The sequence below is a fragment of the Bacillus sp. ISL-7 genome (genome assembly GCF_018613065.1).
This window is the reverse complement of sequence record NZ_JAGGQW010000052.1, coordinates 15,664-37,582: the sequence shown is the minus strand read 5'-3', so window position 1 is coordinate 37,582 and position 21,919 is coordinate 15,664. Positions and strand designations below refer to the sequence as shown.

Below are 21,919 nucleotides of genomic sequence, written 5' to 3'. Positions count from 1 at the left end.
CTAACTTTACGGGGTCACTTCAGGAAGGTGGAGTCGGCTTTTTTCCTTTATTTATGCTCAAGGTATTTTTTACTCATTGTTGGTTTAATCAATGCCTCTTTAGGTGCCATGTACAGAAATATTTGAAGGGCATGTCATATTTCGAACTTTCTACCACGGAGATAGCAGATAGGGCATATATAGACTTCAATTGAATTGCTTAAACCACCAGCTGGCGATTACCCATGTAATCTCTAAAATTTTATGTATTTATCTAAATTTATTGTCGGATAAGCAAATTAAAATGGAAGAAACTAATTTATATGAAATATTGAATTATAACAACAGGGGCGTAATAAATTATGATTGAAATGTGGACCATTCTTTTGGCAATTGCAGTTGGAGGAGCCTTTATAGCTGAAAAAATAAATCAGCCTTACCCAACCCTTCTTGTAATTGCAGGACTTTTCATAGGGTTGCTTAATATTCCGACTCTGGAAGGGATTAAGCATCATGTAACGAGTGATGCGTTTTTCCAAACTGCAATTATAACAATTTTCTTATCTGCATTGTTGGGAGAGGCTACCCTAAAAATGCCATTCAAAGAGCTGACAAAGAACAAAACAACAATTTTATTATTATCTCTTCTTGGAACATTTCTTACCTTTTTATTGGTTTCAGCAGCCTCCGTATTCTTCTTAAATTTATCCCTTCAAGAATCTCTTATATTCGGAGCTGTTATGTCAGCCACTGATCCCATTTCAGTTCTGACGATTTTTAAATCAATTAGGGTAAATGAAAAATTATCCATTATTGTCGAAGGGGAAAGTTTAGGGAATGATGGTGTGGCGGTTGTTCTTTTTAAGATTGCCCTAGTAACTACGTCTATAACAGCTACTGGTGTCTTTGAGGCTTCAACAGAGTTTCTAAGGGTTGTCTTGGGTGGAATAATTGTAGGTGCTGCATTTGGCTTTCTAGCTTCACGAATTACTCGTCTAATTGACCAGCATTTAATTGAGATTGGCTTATCCATTGTCCTCTTTTACGGAGCTTACGAACTAGGTGAACACTTTCATTTTTCAGGTGTTATTGCAGTAGTTGTTGCAGGTTTAATTTTTGGTAACTACGGAAAGAGAATTGGAATGTCTGAAAACACGCTTCGTGAAATGGATTCGTTTTGGGAAGCTATTGCATTTCTTTCTAATGCTTTGATTTTTTTTATGGTTGGATTAGAGATTGTTCGAATAGGTATTAATGGGAAATGGGCAGTTGTGATAGGAAGTATTGTAATTGTTGTTCTTTCACGAATTGTAGCTGTATTTGTGAGCTTAGCCTTTGAGGGAACAATTCCATTTTCGTGGAAGACTGTAATTGGTTGGGGAGGGCTAAAAGGGTCTTTATCCATTGCACTTGTTTTATCGATTACACCTAATTTTCAAGGAAAAGATTTGTTATTAGCAATGACCTTTGCAAATGTTCTGTTTTCCTTACTTGTGCAAGGAACAACTATTAAATTTCTTGTTAATAAATTAAAAATTTAGTTTATCCATAAATGCTATCTAATTTTAAAAAAAAGAAATAGCTTGCAATCAATTTCTGAAAGCCAAGATTTGTTTTTTTAAAAAATCAACACATTTATTAAACAGAGCCTTTTTTAAATAAAACAACTTTCATATACTGCTATTTCGGGCATCCATGGTTTCAACTGTTTTTAGGTGCAAGCTTTAAGTGACTTTAGCAAATTCTTCAATAACCATAAAGTATGAAAAAGCTATCACTTCCTACAATTAGGAAGTTGATAGCTTTTTTTTGGTTAATATTGCTTTACAAGGATTAATATGAAAGGGTTTAGTATCAAGGCCCAATTACGAATGAACTGCGAAATTTGCAATATTAAAGATGGTAAATAAAGGATGATCGACATTTTCTCGACTATTTTTTAAAATTCCCCCAAGTTAAAAAGTAATCCCTTTCCATTTGAGATTAAAGGTTCCCACGATTTGATTGATTTTTCCTATAAAAGTTTCCATTTTTAGTAGGGGGAATAGGAATTTTGTTTGGTTTTGTCAAATAAAAACGACCTAATTCCCCCAATGTACGAAATTTGTAGTTTCAAGTAATATTTAAATATATAGATAATTGGGAAAATAATTACTATTAAATATTATTTGAACACCTAGTAAAATGATCGACGAGGGTGGAAATTATGAATGTTACATTTTTATTCGTTCATATAGGATACCTCACAATTTGTGAAGGAAATCCTTTTTGATATCGTTTATTAAACCATGAATCTAATGGATACAGGTTTATATAAGCAACTATTTTAATAGTTTAGAAGGAGGGTAAAAATGACTAAAAGAATGAGAAAAACAAAAAGACTGTTATCTATCTCTGTGTTAACTGCAATGCTTTTAAACTTTGCGCTTCCTCAGAGTTTAACACTCGTACATGCTGCTGCTAACACTAGTCAGAAAAGTCCGTCCAGTGGAACTTTTGATGCAAAAGAAGTAAACCATATTCTTGAAGGTCTTACTTCTGAGCAAAAGGCAAGCATCAATAAGCTCACTGGAGCAGATAATTCGCAAAAAATTCATGTGGATCAAAAAGATTTACGTAGCTCCAAAAATATTAATGTAATCGTTCAATTTAAAGTGGATCCTGCAAAAATACAAATCATCAAACAATCATTGGCTAAAGGTGGAGCGACAGTAAATAGCCAAGCTTTTACTACCGAATATTCGGGCGCGAAAAAAAAGGTTAAAGATTCTCATTCAAAATTTAAAACCTTTGTAAATACACAAACTAGTAAACAATTCGTTCACGGAAAACAAGTTACCCAGAAGATGACCATTAATAGAGAATATTCAGAAGCATTTAATGGTGTAGCTTTATCTCTACCAGCAAAGCTAGTTACAAATCTTTCAGAGAATCCAGAAGTTGCTTCCGTTTGGTCTCAAGAAGAATATACGGTTGCTAACGAAGGAAGTTCAGCACAAAATGCAGCAACAAGTAGTTCTGTAGGAAAGCCTACAACTGGTCTATCATTACTAGGAATAGATAAACTTCAAGCTGAAGGTAACACAGGTATTATTAAAAAAGGTCCACGTCAAGGGCAAAAAATTAAGGTCGGTGTATTAGATACTGGTATCGACTACAATCACCCTGATTTAAAGGCTGTATATAAAGGCGGACATGACTTTGTCAATAATACTGTCGATGCAAATGGGAATGTAACTTTTGTGGATGACCATGACCCAATGGAAACAACCTATGATGATTGGGTAGCTGCTAAGTCTAATCCAGATCCAATGGTAGGGCCACCTCCACCAGATTATAAGCAGTATATTACAGAACATGGATCACACGTTTCAGGGACAATTGCAGCAAATACGACAAATAATAATGCCATCTATTCAGCAAATGGTGTTGCTCCAGATGTTGAACTTTATGTATCTCGTGTTTTAGGACCAGGTGGTCGAGGTTCATCAGAATCTGTATTAGCTGGGATTGATCAAGCAGCGAAAGATGATTTGGATGTCATCAATCTTTCTCTTGGTGCAACAGTTAATGACCCCTTATACCCAACTAGTATCGCTATTAACAATGCTACGTTAGCAGGTGTTGTGTGTGATGTTGCGGCAGGTAATGCAGGTCCAGGTGCAGCGACCGTTGGTTCGCCAGGAACTTCAGCACTAGCGATAACCGTTGGTGCAAGTTCGATCCCGGTAGACGTTCCAGTGATGACCGTAAAGAATGGTTCAACTCCCTATCAAGCACGTTTATTTGGTAAAAACTATATACAAGCAGATGATGCATTTAAAGGGCAAACATTTCCAATTGTTGATGTCGGTTTAGGTAGTGCGGCAGATTACGGTGGACAAAATATGTCTGGTAAAATTGCTCTCGTGCATCGTGGAGTAGATTTTTTGTCAACAAAAATGGCAAATGCAAAAAATGCCGGCGTTGAGGGTATGATTATCTGGGATAACAATGCTGATGAAGAGACCCAAGGATATATACCAAACGGCTTAGGCGTAAGCATGGATAATGTTTATTCGATTTCATTAACGGAAGCACAAGGACAAGCTCTTTCGGATGCGATTCAAAAGAATCCTAAAACAGCAACCATTATTTTCCCGTCTACACTTGATGAGCCGATCAGTAAGAAAGGTGACGAATTGGCAAGCTTTAGTTCAACGGGTCCAGTAAAAGATTGGACAATCAAGCCGGATATTGTAGCGCCTGGTGTTGATATTTCGTCAACTGTTCCATATGACGTTTGGGAGCCACAAGATGGTGTAAGTGTAGAAAATAGAGATTACAAGTTTGCTTATCAATCGATGTCTGGGACTTCCATGGCAACGCCTCACGTTGCAGGGATTTCAGCTTTGATTTTAGCTGCTCATCCAGACTATACACCGGCGGATGTCAAAGCGGCTATGATGAATACTGCGAAGGATATAAACACAGATTCAAAGACATATAGCGTATACCAAGTCGGTGCTGGACGAGTGGATCCTGCTCGTTCCATCCATGAGGACGTTCGTGTCGAAGTGTTAGATAAAACACTAAACCTTGATAATCTAGCAGATGCATCAACGTTGCATCAAATTGATAACCCTACAGGAAGCATGTTCTTTGGCTTTAAAGGTAGAGGTGAAGGTGCAACGAACGGTTCTGATGATGTTGTTTCGTCAAAAGACTTTATCGTAATCAATCAAGGAACTAGCAGTAAAGTATTTAATGTAAATACTAAATTTATCTCAACAAAATTTGCTGGTTCCAATAAAGTTGGACCTGGAACAGGAAATGATGTCAAAATCGATTTCTCTACAGGTGGCACAAACGAGACATCTATTCAGGTTGGCGGAGGCAGTACCGTTAAAGCAACAGCAAAAATGACGGTTCCATCAAACGCAGTAGAGGGAACTTACGAAGGGTATATTACCCTTGTAAACGCAGCGGACTCATCAGAGTCTTATCGCATTCCTTTCACGATTACCGTTGCAGAAAAAGGAATTGATTCGTTTAAAGTTGATTACAAGGCAATGGCATCAGATGGCCTCGCAGGTTTTAATTTCTCGATTAATAGCGCAATGGAAAGCTTCTATATTTTAGTAAAAGACAAGGACGGAAATTATCTGGGCGTCTCAAACAGGTTAACGAATGCTAGTGAGCTTTCCCCAGGTGTTCGATATGGTCCTTACATAGCGCTTTTTATGGGACAATATCTTCCATTTACAAAGCAATATGATGGAACATATGATCAATCCGGACTCGCAGCAAAGTCTGAAACCATTAAAGCGGGTACTTATTCACTAGAGATGGTTACAACTGACGCAAGCGGAAAACACTACAGGGCAGAAGATACAGTCTATGTAGATAATACACCACCAACCATCACAATGGACGGTGATTCAAAACCAGGAATTTATGAAATCGATCCGACAGGTTACCAACCTGGACAAGAGATTAAAGGATTTTATGGTACAGTTTATGATTCGAACATCGACGTCATGAAAAACAATGGCGAAACTTCGGTGATCAGTCCGAAAGATGGAAGGACACCGGTGCCTGTCGATCAAGCATTGAACGGGGTTGTTGGTTACCAAGATAGTTCATATCCAACTGTCTATTTTGATACAAATGACAAAGGTCGTTTCCATTTTGGCATTACGCCTGAAGACTTAGCTTCAAAATTTGGTAGTTCGTTTAGGATCTATCCATATGACTATGCTGGGTCATCGGATCCAGATACAACGTCACAACAATATTATTTCATCAAAAAAGGTACGCCATATCTGACGATTACCAACTCTGGTGGCGTGGATGCAGGTCCAGGAAATGAAGACAAGGTTGTCATCGATGCGAAAAAACCATTTAAATCGACAATCGCAACAAAAAACGGAGTAGGAATGACTGGTGGTACCATTACTCTTAATGATAATTTGGTATACAAATTTAGTAATATCAGACTATCAGATGAGTATAAAGCGTATTTAACTAGCAAAGGGATTGACCTCTCTACGGTTCATCTAACAGTAGGAGATCCGTATGTACATCCAATCTATCAAATAGGCGAAAACACGGATGTGACGATATCTGGAATCGGCGCAAATGGTGCCCTTGATCATGATATGAACATACTCGAAGCGGATGTGACCTATACACACCCTGATCCGGTTGTTGGTCCGTTTGAATTTATCTTATTAAAAGCTAATTTAACTTTATCAGGTGTCGATACAAAAGTTACGTGGTTCCCAACAAACACACCTTTTGTGAGACAGTCAACATCCCTACTTAGAGGACAAGTTGCAGCTGAAGCTTTCTCAAGAAATACAATCAACAATAACTATCCTCAATTCACAGTGGATTCAGGAGCGAAGGTGACGGTTACAGATGATAAGGGTAAAACCTTTACGACGGACAATCCAACAAGCGAAAATAATACCATGGCTTATGCGTTTATCAATCCATATTATGCCGTTACAATGGATGTAAGTGATTCACCATATTCAGTGGAAGCAAGCGTACCAGGACATTTCAAAGGATATGGGAAAACACCTGTCATTGGTCAAAACAAATTTGGCTATCAATCAGGAACAGTAAAAGATATACGGGGTCTTTTCGGTCCAGTTCAGTTAGGTGGAGATGTCAATGGAGATAACGTCATCGACATGAAGGATTTGAAAGATGAAATCAATACGTATTATCAATATAAAAACCTTAATTCAGTTGATAATCCAGATAACAAGTTAGCAAACAAAACTGCTTTCCTTAACAGCAATCGAAATGCTGATGTTTATTGGATCAAACCAGGGTCTATTGGCTATGGAATTGATTACAATGATTTCTATTTCATTTTCAAAAACTTTGGAAAACAAAATCAAAGTGCAATTGATGCAGGTATCACGGTGCCAACTGCACAACTGACGGTGGGTCAAGATACGACCATTACAACTGATTTTGCCGGATCCATCACGTTAAACGCGGGAGACACACTACAAAATGTGATCCAAAAGCTAAATTTTGCAGGTCCAACCCAAAAAACGATTAGTACGACCATTCCAAAGTTACAAGACTTACAAAACGGGGCTTCAATCTCTATCGTACCAAATAGCGATGTGTTCGTAGATGATGTGGTTTGGAGAAATGCGATCAATACGGTTATGCTCGGTACAACAGAAGTAACAAGTGCCGTGACTATTAAAGCCGGATATCAGTATTTTGACCAATTTGGGCAAGAAACAACGATGCCTTCTCAGATTATAGTACCTGGTTCGTTGTTCACGACGGCTGGTACGAATACAGTGAAGATTAAGGCTGCTGGCTACAAAGATGTAAACGTTAGTTTTACGGTTTCGGTTGTTCCGATTCCGACACCAACGATTCCAAACGTAACCGACCCATCAAAGGCACATATAGGCAAGGATTTAACCCTTACCTTTACGGAGGATGCGAATTGGCGTAATGGAATCAATAAAATCGTGGTTAAAACATTAAACTACGCAACTGGTGTTGATATCACCAATTTGAAAGACGGTAGTGGTAATAAATATTACGACATTAGCGTACCAGGGCAAATTACGCTTAAAGCAGATGTATTTAAGACGGACGCATCACCTGTGGATTCAAGGTCCGCGATCAATCCAGGCGGAACGAACTGGTTGCCTCAGTTGTACAAGTTTGAAATCAGTTCAACAGGTGCGGATAATACGATTTACCCGCTTAAAACGATAGGATTGGATGAAAACGGTATTGCTTCACAAGCAGTTGGATACGGAGTGGAATTCGATACGCAAGGTGGTGCTCCAGTTGCCCCTATAGCGGTAGGATACCAACCAAATAGAACTAAACTGAATGGTGACGTTCTTTCAAATAGCATTGGATTTTTCATAAACCCTAGTACAACAAGACCTGGATATAAGCTTGTCGGTTGGTATAATGATCCAGCAGGTACGACCCAATGGCAAGCAACGGGCACTATGACTGCAGACCAAAAAGTCTATGCAAAATGGCAAATGAATTACACCCAAAACTATTCACCTGTTGATCCAATGAAACCGAATGGGTTGAAGTTCGACGGAGTAAGTGGAGCAAACGGAATTGGTTGGGTACTTGGTGAAGGCGATGCGAAAATCAGCATCCCAGACTATACAACGAATATTCCTTGGTTAACAGGTAAAGATAAGATTGCCAAAATTGAGGCAAGTTACTATAAACTGAATAGTGATGGATCAACTCAAGCGTCACCTACAACGTATACGTTAGACCCAAGCACATACGACTTGTCATCTAACGATCGAATTGGAACACTTTCATTCACAACGGCTACTGAAAGCTATGCAACTGCACATCCAAATGAAAAGTTTGCCTTTAGTGCAGCGCCAAGCTTATATAACCCAACTCCAAATAGAGGGTATAAGTTAACCGTAACAGCAACAACTGGTGAAACGATCGAAATTCCAGATGTGAAACTTAGTTATAGACGTCACCTTGACTTAAATGGTGGAGCGTTAAAAACTGCAAGTGACTTATACTTGACCGATGCACTAGTCAACGGTAATTTTACTCAGCCTAATATGCAAGCGGTTAGTTCTCATGTGACAAATGGAACACTATCGTTAAGCGATAAACTCTATTTGGACAGCGCGAACTCAAGTAATAAAGTTGCCGATTTTGGACAAAACGGCATTTATTTGACCAATAATGAAACGTACTATTTATGTTGGATTAAAACGCCTCCAACTGTTTCAAAAGATATCGTTGACAACACTGTAGGAAGCGATATTACGTTATCATTCCATGATGACGGAACTTGGAAAAATAATATTAAACAAGTTTGGATTGGTTCAAAACAATTAGTTCTAAATACCGATTACACCATGACTGACAGTACGATCACGCTGAACAAAGCCTTATTCACAGCAGGACAAAAGGTGAATGTGACGATTAAATCAGAAGGTTATGCGGATGCACTCGTTTCGGATCAAGTTGTTGGTCATAAAGTAACATTTGTATCAAATGGCGGTGATCCAGTTCCGGCACAAATCGTCGATCGAAACGCAGTAAAACCAATCGATCCAACAAAGGTCGGCTATAAGTTTTTCGGTTGGTATACAGATCAAAATTTAACAACAGCATATGATTTTGCAAACATTGTGACAAAACCAATCACACTTTATGCCAAATATGCTTTAGCTGGATCGCTTGTATTAGCAGATAATACAGATAACAGTCTCGGAAACGATATAACCCTTGAGTACAATGATACGGATTGGGCAAAAGCCATCACTAGCATCAAGGTTGGCGGCCTTACTGTTGATGGAACGAAATACAAAGTAGATGCGACTACACATGAGATTACGTTAGATAAGAGTCTATTCAAAAAAACTGGAGTTATCACAATCTTCATCAGTGCGAAAGATTATGCAGATGTAACTGTGAGCCAAAAAATAGTGAACGGATATACTGTCCATTTCATTGTGAAAGATAACGCTCCTTTTGAAGTACAAGACAAAATTGTCGCACGCAGAATAACAGAACCGGTTGTTTATGGTTACGATTTATCTTGGTTCGCAGATGAGGCATGTACAATTCCTTGGGATTTCACGAGCTCTATCTATTCTGCAAAAACACTTTATGGAAAATGGTCACTGCATAAATTCACTGTTATCTTCGATCGTCAAGATGGAGGCTTAGTGGAGAATATGACAGCAGATTATAACACTACCATCACAGCTCCGACACCGACAAGAACTGGTTATGCATTCCTTGGCTGGTATAAAGATGCTACAGGTAAAACGGTATGGAATTTTGCAAAAGATAAAGTGACAGAAAACGTCATTCTATACGCAAAATGGGTAAATGGTGTCGAAAACAACGGGTTTTACAACAAGGATGTCACCATTACCTTTAATGAAGCAACAGCTAAATTAGATGGTAAAGAATTCAAAAGCGATACAACAGTTACAGACGAGGGTAACCACACATTAGTGGTAACGGACGCATCTGGTAACGCAACAACGGTTAAGTTTACAATTGACAGAACAGCCCCAACAGCACCAAAAGTGGACAAAGTGACTTCTACCACTACTAAGGTTACAGGTACTGCGGAAGCAGGCTCTACGATCGTAGTCAAAACAGGCACAAAAACACTTAGCACTGGAACAGTTGATAGCAATGGTAAGTTCGCTGTATCAATTGTAAAACAAAATGTAAGTACACACCTTTACGTAATTGCAATTGACAAAGCTGGAAACGAAAGTTCAGCTACAAAGGTTACTGTTAGTAAATAAGAATGAAGAAATATCCCTGAAAATTTTCAGGGATATTTCTTATTGAATATAAAGATTAATAAAAAAAGGCATGAATATGACAAAAGACACTCGAAGATGATTCAGAATGCCTTTTTTCATATTTTTATAGGTTAAATTACCTATTTAAGTGTTGATTATTAATTGGGCTAGTTCCAATGCGTCTTCTTTTAATTTGTTCTTATAATAATAATTGAATAATTCCTTTTTTGAACGATCGATCAAATAAGTGAAGCCGAATTTAGTATACATTGGTAATGCCTTGTTTGACAAATATTGATAGTATTGTTCTTCTTTTGATTTTAATAAATAAAGTAGAAGTCTAAATAGATGAATATATAATAATTGATTAGTATTAATTGCTACCCTTAACCCGTTTTCAGCCTTTTCTATTAAATTATCTTTAGAAATAAGCCCTCCATCAAACGAACTCCGTAAATATCCTTCTAATGAAAGTAAGTATGGAGGGGACTCTTTTTCTTTAAGAGACATGGATTCTTTAAAATACATACTGGCTTGATCGTATTTTTTTCTTCTATAGTATGCATAAGCTAAGTTATGCATTACCTTTGCTTTTCGATCAGGGGCATTTACTAATTCGCAGCTCTTCATTAATTTTTTAAACCGGTTTATAATTTCTTCTTTAACTTCAGCATCGTCAATTTGAATGATCATTATCATTTCTGCATCAATTACTCTCAGGTAGTTATTCATATCTTTAAAAAATTGATGTGATTTTTCAGCATAATAATAAGCCAAAACAGGTGATTGTATAGTATGGTAAGCCATTGCCAGGTGATAGTAATATTCTGGGTTATTATAATTCTCATTTTGTATGGTTTTTAATGTTTCTATTGCAGTGACATATTCTTGTTTTGCCATATAGTAGATACCTAAAACATGTTTTAATAAATTTGTTTCATAAGGTGTTAATTTATTTTCTATTTTCTGTATTTTTTTAATGATTTTAAATGTCTCATGGCAATTATTATGCATTAATTGATACCTTGCCCGAAGTAATTGGTATATATTAAAATATTCCGAGATTTCAATTAATGCTTCTCGCTCTAGTTCATCATTAATTTGGGCCGCATCAGCTATCAAATTCATAATGATGGCTTCATGCCAAGTGAATATTTGTTGTTTAATATTGATAAGTTTTTTTACTTCTAACTCCATATTAATTCCAAGCCGTTTGGATAATAGAGAAAGGATTTGGGATGCGAATGTTGTTTGACCACATTCGATTTTACTAATATGTGTTACAGAACAAATATCTTTCCCTAACTGATCTTGAGTTAGTTTGTATTTTTCCCGATAAAATTTGATGATTTTTCCCTCAAACATACTAATTTCTCCTTCGGCAGTTAGCTCATGATTGACAGGAACTGACCATTTACTACGTATCAAATAAGATTTTACATTCCTAAATATATTATGTACATTTAGAATTTTAGAGGTTTTTATGAAGTAAAGCTTAAGGATAAGTGAAATTCTTTGGTGGACATTCTGCTTCGAACGGAGTAGTGGAAGGAATTATGGGCAAAATAGGATAAACGTACCGAGTGCTAATTAAAGTCTGGTTATACTAAACTATGAAGTACTGAACATATAAACAGGTAGTTGAGGTGAAAAGATGAATTTCGAACAAATGGAGTATATAGTAAATGTTGCGAATGAGATGTCAATTTCAAAAGCGGCTGAAAAATTATTTATATCTCCTTCAGGTATGAGTCAATCAATTACTCAACTGGAAAATGAGCTAGGGATAAAAATCTTTAACCGATCAAAACAAGGAGTTACGACCACCTTTGAAGGTAAAATAGTTATTTCGAAAGCAATAACTGTACTAAACACCATTAAAGAACTAAACAAAGAAATTTATGATTATAAAAATAGCAATCAAACTCATTTAAAAATCCTTACTGCGCCTACTTTTTCTTTTATTCTACAAGATACCATGGTAAAGTTTAATTCAAAAAATAGTGAAATTACATTTGAATTAGTTGAGCAAAACCCTACTGATATTATTAAGAATTTCAACAAGGAAAATTACGATTTTGCTTTGATTCATGCATCTATAGATGAGTTAAAAAAAGAAAAAAATATTCGGTTCGAACATATACATGAGGGTCATATATGTATTGCAGTGGGTAAAAATTCACCTTTTTATTCTTTTGATTGTGTAACTCTAAGTGATCTAGTACATTCCAAATTTGTTATGTATAATTCATCCGATTATAAAAAGGTATTAAAATTATTAAAACTGAATCCAAATGCAGTTTTAATTAAATCGAATAGCAGCAGTCTTCTTTTCGAGCTGGTAAAAGAAAGCGAGGCCGTTTTATTTTTACATAATTTTTCTATTAAAAAAAGTCCAATGGTTATAAATGGAGAGATAAAAATAATCCCATTAAGGGAAGAAAATTATTTTCCAATTGATTTCTGGCTTATTTATTTAGAAACGAAAGGTTTAACACAGGTAGCTGAGGAATTTATTAATGACTTTTTACATAATTTTACAGAAAGTGTATAAATGATTCCTAATGTAGACCGTCCTTTAGATAAAAATTAAACAGCCTGAATTCGTGTCAATATAGAACTCAGGCTGATTTAAGAATGATTTTATAAGTTTTTTTATGTTAAAGACTAATAAACGTTAGCGATGATAAAAGAAATGATGTAATAATAATGGCAATAAGTGGACGTATTGCTTTGGTTCGTAATTCTTTCAAGCTAATATTTAAACCTAATCCGGTCATTGACATGGTTAACATAAATGATGTACCGTATGCAATATCAGACATCACTGTTTTTGATACCACTACCTGATTACCAATGATATAGCTTCCCACAAAACTCATAACGATAAAACCAATTAAAAACCATGGAAACTCGAATTTTGTCTCGCCCTCTATTTTTCCTTTCTTTTTCATCCAAAACATAAGGATAAAGCAAACCGGGATTAATAGGAATACTCGTGCAAGTTTGGCAAGTAATGCTTGAGCAAGAGCATCCTGGCCTGCTGGGGCAGCAGCTAAAGCAACATGGCCGATCTCGTGTAGGCTGATTCCAACCCAATTTCCGTAGGTCAAAGGACCAAATGATAAAAAAGGAAATATTAACGTATAGATTATTGAAAACACTGTGCCGACTAATGCGATGATGCCGACTCCCATAGCTGTATCCTCATCTTTTGCTTTTATAATTGGCGATACGGCCGCGATGGCAGCCGCACCACAAATGCCTGTGCCGAGACTTAATAATAAAGAAAGATTAAAATCGGCCTTCAGCCATTTTGCAAGGGTCATAAGGACAACGATTGAAAAAATGATCGTTATTGACCCTCTTAGTAATAGTGGAAATCCCTGATGAAATATCACAATCATATTAAGCTTTAATCCATAAAGTATGATAGCCAATCTCAATAATTTTTTTGATGAAAATTGAATACCAGTACGTAATTTTTCTGGATATCCAAAAACCTGTCTATAAACCACAGCTAGTAAAATAGCACACGCAAGAGGTCCAATATGATTTAGACCTGGAAGCGCTGCCAAAATAAAACCTAACACGGCTATAATCAATGTAAAACCAATTCCAGAAATCAAAGAAACATCTAGCTTTTTTGCCGCTTTTTTTTGCTGATTCGGACTGGGAATTATTAATACTTTTTGTTCCAATGTTTTTCAACCCCTTATTTGAATTCTATATAATTTATCGTAACTAATAATTTACAATAAGGAAAATAAATGATTATTATAGTTATAATAAGTAAATGCGATAGTAAGAAGGAGAACCTATGGATCAACGATTATTTGTATTTTTATCTGTAGCTGAAAAAAGAAACTTTTCCAGAGCAGCGGAAGAGCTTCATATGACTCAGCCTGCAGTCAGCCAGCAAATTCAACAATTGGAAAAGTATGTAGGTGCAAAACTACTTCTCCGAACAAACAAAAGTGTGCAGCTAACTAAAGCAGGTGAAATAGTCTATTTACATGCTAAAGAAATAACAGGTTTATATAAACGAATGTCGATGTTAGTGAATGAATTAAATAACGAGCCAACAGGACCATTAAAAATTGGCGCCAGCTATACCTTTGGAGAGTATGTATTACCACATATACTTGCAAGAATGAAAAACCTATTTCCTAATATCATCCCTTCGGTACAGATTGGCAATACAAGGGATATTGCTAAAGCAATTACAAGTCATGAGATAGATGTAGGAATTGTTGAGGGAGAAATTTCTCAACGAAATATATATATAAAATCCGTTTCCACCGACCAGATGTATATCGTAGCAGGGGGTAAATATCCCATTTATTTCAATAAGGAAGTTACACGAAGACAGGTAGAACAAGAGAATTGGATTGTCCGTGAAGAAGGTTCGGGTACAAGAGAGGCAACAGAAACATTATTTCAAACTTTACAAATACGTCCTTCCAGGTTAATGGAGTTCGGCAGCACACAACTTATAAAAGAGGCAGTTGAAGCCGGCCTTGGCATTAGTTACTTATCTGAACTTACTGTAAAAAAAGAAAGAATGCTTGGTACCATTCAAGTATTAAATGTTAAAGGGACACCGATAAAAAGAAATTTTTCAGTTATAACAGAATCTGTGGAATTGCATACGAAATCTATGAACTTATTTATTGAGTTAATAGAAAAATATCTAAAGAATCAATTATCGCAATAGCTCTATTTTATAAATTAATCAAAAATATAAAAAAGACAAAGCTCTTTACTGGGGCTTTGTCTTTTTATTTAGAAGTAGATGTAGAGATCATCGAAGTAGTCCTCCCGTTATCCTGAAGTCCCTTTTTAATATTAGTATTACTTACATACAATTTAAAATATTTAATTTTATTTAATTATTATTTATGAGTATACTTAGTGTAATAATATTTTTAATATTCACAATAGTAGGCATTCAAAGTCTCCTATGTGAGAAAAAGGGGGGGATTCATTTAATGAATTATAACTTAAACGAAAATCTGAAGAGAAGTGCAAGTAATTTCCCGGAAAGTATCGCTTATATCTACAGAGATAAGAGTGTTACTTACAGGGAACTAAGTCAGCAGGTAAATCAATTCTCTGCAGGCTTGACTGCCCAAGGAATCGGGAAGGGAGATGGAGTGGCTCTTATATTAGGTAATAGCCCTGAATTTCTCATTGCGTATTACGGTATTTTACGGCTTGGTGCTTTTGTTATTCCGATCAATCCTTTGTTTACCCGAGGGGAAATCAACTACATATTAGACAATAGTCAAGCCAAAGCGGTCATTGCTCATGTATCTGTAGAACCGAAGTTAACAGTAGTAAAGAAGCAATTGGAAAATCTGAGGCTAGTGGTTTATACCGAAGCAGAGGATCAGGAATCGACATGGGAGAATCTCATGGAAACAAGCACAAGCAATAATGTTTATGGAAGCCCTTACATTAATGTGGAAGCCCTTGCAGTCATTCTATACACATCAGGAACAACTGGGAAACCAAAGGGTGCAATGTTAACGCATCGGAACTTGGTTTCAAATGCGGACTCTATTTTAAAATTACTAGAACTCGATGATAAAGATCGTGTCGTAGCTGCTCTGCCAATGTTCCATGTATTCTGTATGACTGTTTGTCTGAATGCGCCAATTGCTTGCGGGGCAACAGTCCTGATCCAGCCTAAATTCAGCCCTCTTGACGTTGTCAGCACCATTCGAGAAAAAAAGGCAACCGTGTTTGCTGGAGTACCTACGATGTACAGTTTTATCTATCAATTGCCTGAAGCGATTGCGGAGGATTGCCAATCTATTCGCATCTGTATCTCTGGAGGTGCCTCGATTCCAGTCGAGTTGCTGCATAAATTTGAAAACAAGTTTAATGTTTCTATCCTGGAAGGATATGGGCTTTCGGAAACCGCTCCTCTCGTCGCTATTAATCCTTTAAAAGGAACACGCAAGCCAGGTTCTATCGGCTTGAATATTCCAGCTGTACAAAGCAAAGTTGTAGATGAGTTCGGAACGGAATTGCCGAGAGGAGAAGTCGGAGAATTAGTTGTCCAAGGGCCAAATGTAATGAAGGGCTATTTGGGGATGCCGGAAGCTACTACAGCTGCTTTTAAAGACGGGTGGTTTTACACTGGTGATCTCGCAACAATGGATGAAGAAGGATACTTCTACATTGTTGACCGCAAGAAGGACATGATTATTGTTGGAGGCTACAATGTTTACCCTCGTGAAGTGGAAGAAGTCCTGTATCAACATCCTGCCGTTGTAGAGGCGGCCGTAATCGGAGTCCCAGATGGGGAATACGGAGAAAGTGTTAAAGCTTTTGTCGTAGTTAAGGATGAACAGATCACCATGAATGACATTATCCAATTCTGTCAGGATAAGCTGGTGAAGTACAAGCTTCCTAAACGAGTAGAATTTTTTAAAGAGCTGCCTAAGAACTCCACAGGGAAGATTTTGCGCAGAGAGTTAAGAGAATTGACAGAAGTAAAGTAAGAAAATAACCAAATTATTAAAGGGGGATTACTTATGTCAACCATTTTTAAGGAAAAAGTTAAAGGACCAGTAGCTTGGAAAGGCACTGACCTGGCCAAAGATGAATCATGGATTTATTATATGTCGGAAAAAACGATTGCGTCACTTGAGGACGCTTTAGTTAATGTTAAACAAAAGGGTTTAAAAGCACCTAATTTTAACAAGGAAGATTTCCCGATTTCAGATCTCTTAGATGAAATCGATTACTTTGTTGAAGAGCTGGAGAATGGGAGAGGGTTCCTTTTAATTCGTGGCTTACCTATTGAAAGGTATACAGATGAAGAAGCAAGCATCATTTACTGGGGTCTCGGACTTCACATGGGCATTCCGGTATCGCAAAACGCAAATGGTGACCTCTTAGGGCACGTCAAAGATCAAGGTCTTAGCTTAGAAAATTCTAATGTACGCGGTTACCAAACGAAACTGCATCTTCCATTTCATGCTGATGGATCTGATGTTGTTGGACTATTAAGCCTGCGAAAAGGGAAATCTGGTGGCCACAGCAGTATCATCAGTTCGATGACTGTTTACAATGAAATTCTGGAGAAGAACCCGGAATATCTTGGAGTTCTCTGTCGTCCATTTTACTTTGATCGTCGTGGAGAGGAAGCGCCAGGAGAATCTCCAGTATTTTCATCATCAATCTTTAATTATTATGATGGTAAACTGAGCTGCAGATATGTCCGTTTATTTATCGAATCAGCACAAGCAAAAACAGGCATCCAATTGTCAAAAGTGGAAATTGAAGCATTAGACTTACTGGATTCCCTCCTTCATGACGAGAATTTACATTATAACATGATGATGGAGCCAGGTGATATGCAGTTCGTCAATAATTATACGGTTCTCCACTCACGTACTCAATACGAAGACTTTGAAGAGCCGGAACGCAAACGTCATCTATTAAGATTGTGGCTCACGATGCCAAATGGTCGGGAAATTTCCCCGGAATTCGCGATGTTTATTGATGAGAATACGGGTAAACCGGGTCGCGGCGGTGTACCTCCTCGTAATAAAACAGCTGGCGGTATTGTTGAAACCTTAAAGTAATTGTGCATCAGCAGCTTCGTTAAAACTAGTGGGAACACCTTTTCTCATTTCAGGAAAAGGTGTTCCTTATATAGAAAAAAGTGAGGATATATATATGTCAAGCACTCCAAAGTATTCTTGGATTATCTTATTATTTCTAGTTCTTTCCGGTATGATCAACCAAGTAGATAAAATTATCATTGGTTTGGTTTCCGTTCCTTTAATGAAAGAGTTACATTTAAGTCCTTCGCAATGGGGAGTTGTAGGAAGTTCGTTCTTTTGGTTTTTTACCTTCGCCTCTATCTTTCTTGGCGGCATGGCCGATTCCAAAAACACGAAAAAAATGTTAACGTGGATATCGCTTGTATGGTTGATTGTACAATTTGCCACGCCCTTCGTTTCCAGTTTGTCTCTGCTTTTGTTAACAAGAATGATTTTGGGAGCAGGTGAAGGTCCAGCCCCAGCTCTTTCTACGGCAATCATGGGAAAGTGGTTCCCGAAACATAGACACGGAATAGGCTTTGGTGCTGTTCTCTTAGGGACTACAGGGGGATCGGCGATTGCTTCGCCATTATTTATCTCTTTAATTGATAATTATGGATGGAGATCTGCATTTATTGCCATGGGTATACTGGGACTGATTGTTCTGGTTTTATGGATGATTTTCGGTAAAGAAAGTCCAAAAGATATCGGGCTGACTGCCATTCATCAAAAGGAGCAACAGTCGTCTAGCCTTTCTAAGGTTTCATGGCGTCAATTTCTTCCGCATCTTTTATCTAAAAATTTTATTTTGACCGTTTTGTGCGGTGGGTGTGCTTATTGGTTATTGTCCGTTCAAGCGGTATGGTTTCCAGCCTACTTTACCAAAGTTCAACATTTTAATGGTCAAACATTAAAACTAGCCGTGTCTTTACCTTTTCTTTTTGCAGCTTTTTGCCAATTTGGATTTGCTTTGCTATCAGATCGGCTTTATCGTAAAACAGGAGATATTCGTAAAGCACGAATTAATCTTGCTGGTTTCATGATGATGTTATCCGCTTTATGTATATATTTGGCAAATACCGTGAACTCAACGTCTTTGTCCATAATATTCTTTACCCTTGCACCCGGTTTTGCGTATGTCATTCTATCACTCGCCCCTGCCATATTAATGGAGTTTTTTTCTCCTCAAAACATTGGAAAGGCACAAGGGACGTTCATTGCTCTTGCAAGTATTGCAAGTATTATTGCTCCACTTGCTTTTGGCAATCTTATACAAAATGCAGCGACTGAAGCTATCGGATACGGATACGCATTTCAAGCCTCTTCTATAGGGATGCTCATTATCGGATTATTGTTTTGGATCGGTGTACGTCCCGCTAAGGAAAGCCATACAATGATTGAAGCAGAGGAGCAAGTGAGTATTTAAGAGATATAAAGGTAGATTGGAAGATTCTTAGCAAAATTATATTAATCTAACTTAATTATAAGTTACAAATGATAAATTCATTTAATTAATAATAATAAGTGTGCCATAAATAAAAAATTCGAAATAGTCGGTCGATTTCGGCGTCATAACCAAAATAAAGGAGGAATATTAATGTCAGTCATTTTAAAGGAAAAAATTCAAGGGCGTTCAGCGTGGAAAGGTATCGAACTAGCAAAGGATGATTCATGGATTTATTATTTGTCAGAGATAACCCTTGCAGCTCTTGACAAGGCTGTATTACATGTTCAACAAAAAGGGTTAAAGGCACCCAATTTTAACAAGGAGGATTTCCCGATTCCTGACCTTGCTGAAAAAATCGCTTATTTTGTTGACGAGCTGGAGAATGGAAGAGGATTTCTATTGATTCGTGGATTACCAATGGATCAATATACTGACGATGAAGCTAGTATCATTTACTGGGGTCTTGGACTTCACTTGGGCCTACCCATCATCCAAAGCAAAAATGGTGACCTCTTAGGGCATATCAAAAACATAGGTAAAGACTTTAATGATAATACAAAAGTACGTGGTTACCAAACAAATGTGCATCTTGACTATCACACAGATCTTGCTGATGTAGTCGGATTACTATGTCTTCAGAAAGCGAAATCTGGCGGTTTAAGCAGTATCGCAAGTGCGATGTCTATCTATAACGAAATTCTGGAGAAGCACCCAGAGTACCTTGAATTTCTCTATCGCCCATTCGCTCATGATCTTCGTGGGGAAGAAGCACCAGGTCAAACTCCAGTCGTTCCATCACCGATCTTTAGCTATTACGATGGTAAATTAAGCTGCAGATATATGCGTCAATATGTCGAATCAGCACAAACGAAAACAGGTATCTCCTTGTCAAAAGAGGAAATCGAAGCATTTGATTTTATAGATTCCCTTACTCAAGATAAAAACTTTCATATTGATATGATGATGGAACCGGGTGATATCCAATTCGTTAATAATTATACCGTTTTTCATTCACGTACACTATTTGAAGATTATGAAGAAGATGACCGCAAACGTCATTTATTAAGATTGTGGCTCATGATGCCAAATGGCCGAAAAATTGCTCCAGGTTTCGAGTTTTATATAGGAGGAGCACCTGTAATTAGATAAAAACCGGTGGTAATAATAATCACCAATATATCTTATATCAAGTTGTATGGTGATTTTATTCAACGAAAATGATGAATAAAATCACCATTTTATGTTTTTATTTTGAAGATAATTTGAGAGTGTTGTGACAGGAATAATGGTTTCGCATATAGATTGGGTAATTTAAAAATAACCTGAAGTGAGGATGATGTTTTTTGACAAATCTAGATCCGCAAGCAGAAAAATATTTACAAGCATTTAATCAGCTGCCACCTATTCATACAATGGATCATAAGTCAGTAAGAGAGATGCTTTCGAAAGCGCCGCGTCCTGCTGTAAAATTAGAACCGCTTTCAAAAGTTGAGGATTTCATGATACCTGTAAGCGGGGATGAAACAATCAAATGCAGGGTATATATACCGGAAGGGCAAGGTCCTTTCCCTCTATTTGTTTACTACCATGGTGGAGGCTGGGTTCTAGGAGACATTGAATCATCGGATGCAAGCTGCCGTATGATAGCGAATCGAACGGAAAGTATTGTTGTATCCGTAAACTATCGTCTTTCTCCAGAGTATAAGTTTCCGACGCCAGTAGAAGACGCCTATTCCGCATTGCAATGGGTTTATGAAAAAGGGACTTCATTTAACGGAGAAGTTTCTCGATTGGTAGTTGGAGGGGATAGCGTAGGTGGAAATCTAGCGACTGTAGTTACGATGATGGCGAGAGACAAAAAAGGTCCAAACATCACTGCACAGGTCTTAATCTATCCTGCGACAAATCTTGAGTTCAATACGGAATCCCATCGAACCTTTGCAAAAGGATTTGGACTTGATCGTGAACAGTTGATTTGGTTCCGTGATCATTATTTACGGAATAATGAGGACAGGTGTAATGAGTATGCTTCCCCCTTGGTCGCTCAAGATCTAAGTAGTCTCCCGCCAGCAATTGTATTCACAGCGGAAAATGATGTGCTTCGGGATGAAGGAATGGCCTATGCTGAACGTCTGAAAAAATTTGGTGTTCAAGTTGAATATGAATGTGAACCCGGTATGGTCCACGGATTTTTTGCAAACATGGCCATTTTCTCAAAGAACATAGATTCGGTTGTTACTAGGATCGACAAGTTCTTGAGTTCCGTTAAATATAAAATAAAGATAGATTGAAAGAAAATGTTCTTATATGAAAAAATTATAAAAGAGGGATTATATTATAGCTGTGATTTTCAAGTGAATGTTAGTTATATTAAAACCTACATTTGATTACTTTAGAAAACCAATCTAAAGTAATCAGTCTTTGAAAAAAACAGGAGTTTCTCTGTCTATTATCTAATTTTATAAAGTGACAGATATATATAGGATATGATATGCGTTTCTACATAATATCAAATAATAAAAAGAAGAGGTGCTTGAATAATGAATAAGGAAGAATTAGTAAATGCTGTCGCAACACAATCAAAACTAACAAAGAAAGATGCCACAAAAAACTACCATATCTTCCGGACG

General features: G+C 37.2%; 11 protein-coding genes. 9 read left to right on the top strand and 2 right to left on the bottom strand.

The genetic code is table 11. The features are described 5' to 3' along the window. Positions 1–341 precede the first annotated feature (341 nt). Positions 342–1,520 (top strand): cation:proton antiporter, encoded by a 1,179-nt coding sequence (locus J7E66_RS21940; protein ID WP_215003772.1) that lies wholly within the window; start codon positions 342–344, stop codon positions 1,518–1,520. An 810-nt stretch (positions 1,521–2,330) separates the two neighbouring features. After that, on the top strand, positions 2,331–10,280 hold the full coding sequence (locus J7E66_RS21935) for a S8 family serine peptidase (RefSeq protein ID WP_215003770.1): 7,950 nt from the start codon (positions 2,331–2,333) through the stop codon (positions 10,278–10,280). 144 nt (positions 10,281–10,424) lie between these two features. Here J7E66_RS21935 and J7E66_RS21930 read toward each other — a convergent pair whose 3' ends face one another. Further along, on the bottom strand, positions 10,425–11,645 hold the full coding sequence (locus tag J7E66_RS21930; protein ID WP_215003768.1) for a helix-turn-helix transcriptional regulator: 1,221 nt from the start codon (positions 11,643–11,645) through the stop codon (positions 10,425–10,427). A 289-nt stretch (positions 11,646–11,934) separates the two neighbouring features. Between J7E66_RS21930 and J7E66_RS21925 the strand changes: the two genes are divergently transcribed. Next, positions 11,935–12,834: a LysR family transcriptional regulator gene (locus J7E66_RS21925; RefSeq protein ID WP_215003766.1), complete on the top strand. Its 900-nt coding sequence runs from the start codon at positions 11,935–11,937 to the stop codon at positions 12,832–12,834. A gap of 106 nt (positions 12,835–12,940) precedes the next feature. Here J7E66_RS21925 and J7E66_RS21920 read toward each other — a convergent pair whose 3' ends face one another. Continuing rightward, on the bottom strand, positions 12,941–13,960 hold the full coding sequence (locus J7E66_RS21920) for a YeiH family protein (protein WP_308162563.1): 1,020 nt from the start codon (positions 13,958–13,960) through the stop codon (positions 12,941–12,943). 140 nt (positions 13,961–14,100) lie between these two features. On the opposite strand from J7E66_RS21920, the gene J7E66_RS21915 reads away from it, so the two are divergent. From J7E66_RS21915 to J7E66_RS21890, 6 genes are all read left to right on the top strand, one after another. Next, a complete protein-coding gene (locus J7E66_RS21915; protein ID WP_215003764.1) occupies positions 14,101–14,997 on the top strand; it encodes a LysR family transcriptional regulator in 897 nt (298 codons plus the stop codon). Positions 14,998–15,271: 274 nt separating this feature from the next. Next, positions 15,272–16,792 carry a long-chain-fatty-acid--CoA ligase gene (locus tag J7E66_RS21910; protein WP_215003762.1) on the top strand — a complete coding sequence of 507 codons (1,521 nt, stop codon included), beginning with the start codon at positions 15,272–15,274 and terminating at the stop codon, positions 16,790–16,792. A gap of 33 nt (positions 16,793–16,825) precedes the next feature. After that, the gene (locus J7E66_RS21905; RefSeq protein WP_215003760.1) at positions 16,826–17,881 is read left to right on the top strand and encodes a TauD/TfdA family dioxygenase; all 1,056 of its coding nucleotides are present in this window, start codon (positions 16,826–16,828) and stop codon (positions 17,879–17,881) included. Between the two features lie 94 nt (positions 17,882–17,975). After that, positions 17,976–19,268 (top strand): MFS transporter, encoded by a 1,293-nt coding sequence (locus tag J7E66_RS21900; protein WP_215003758.1) that lies wholly within the window; start codon positions 17,976–17,978, stop codon positions 19,266–19,268. Positions 19,269–19,439: 171 nt separating this feature from the next. Continuing rightward, positions 19,440–20,438, top strand: a complete 999-nt coding sequence (locus J7E66_RS21895) for a TauD/TfdA family dioxygenase (protein ID WP_215003756.1) — start codon at positions 19,440–19,442, stop codon at positions 20,436–20,438. Between the two features lie 194 nt (positions 20,439–20,632). Continuing rightward, positions 20,633–21,580 (top strand): alpha/beta hydrolase, encoded by a 948-nt coding sequence (locus tag J7E66_RS21890; protein ID WP_215003754.1) that lies wholly within the window; start codon positions 20,633–20,635, stop codon positions 21,578–21,580. The last annotated feature ends 339 nt before the right edge of the window (positions 21,581–21,919 follow it).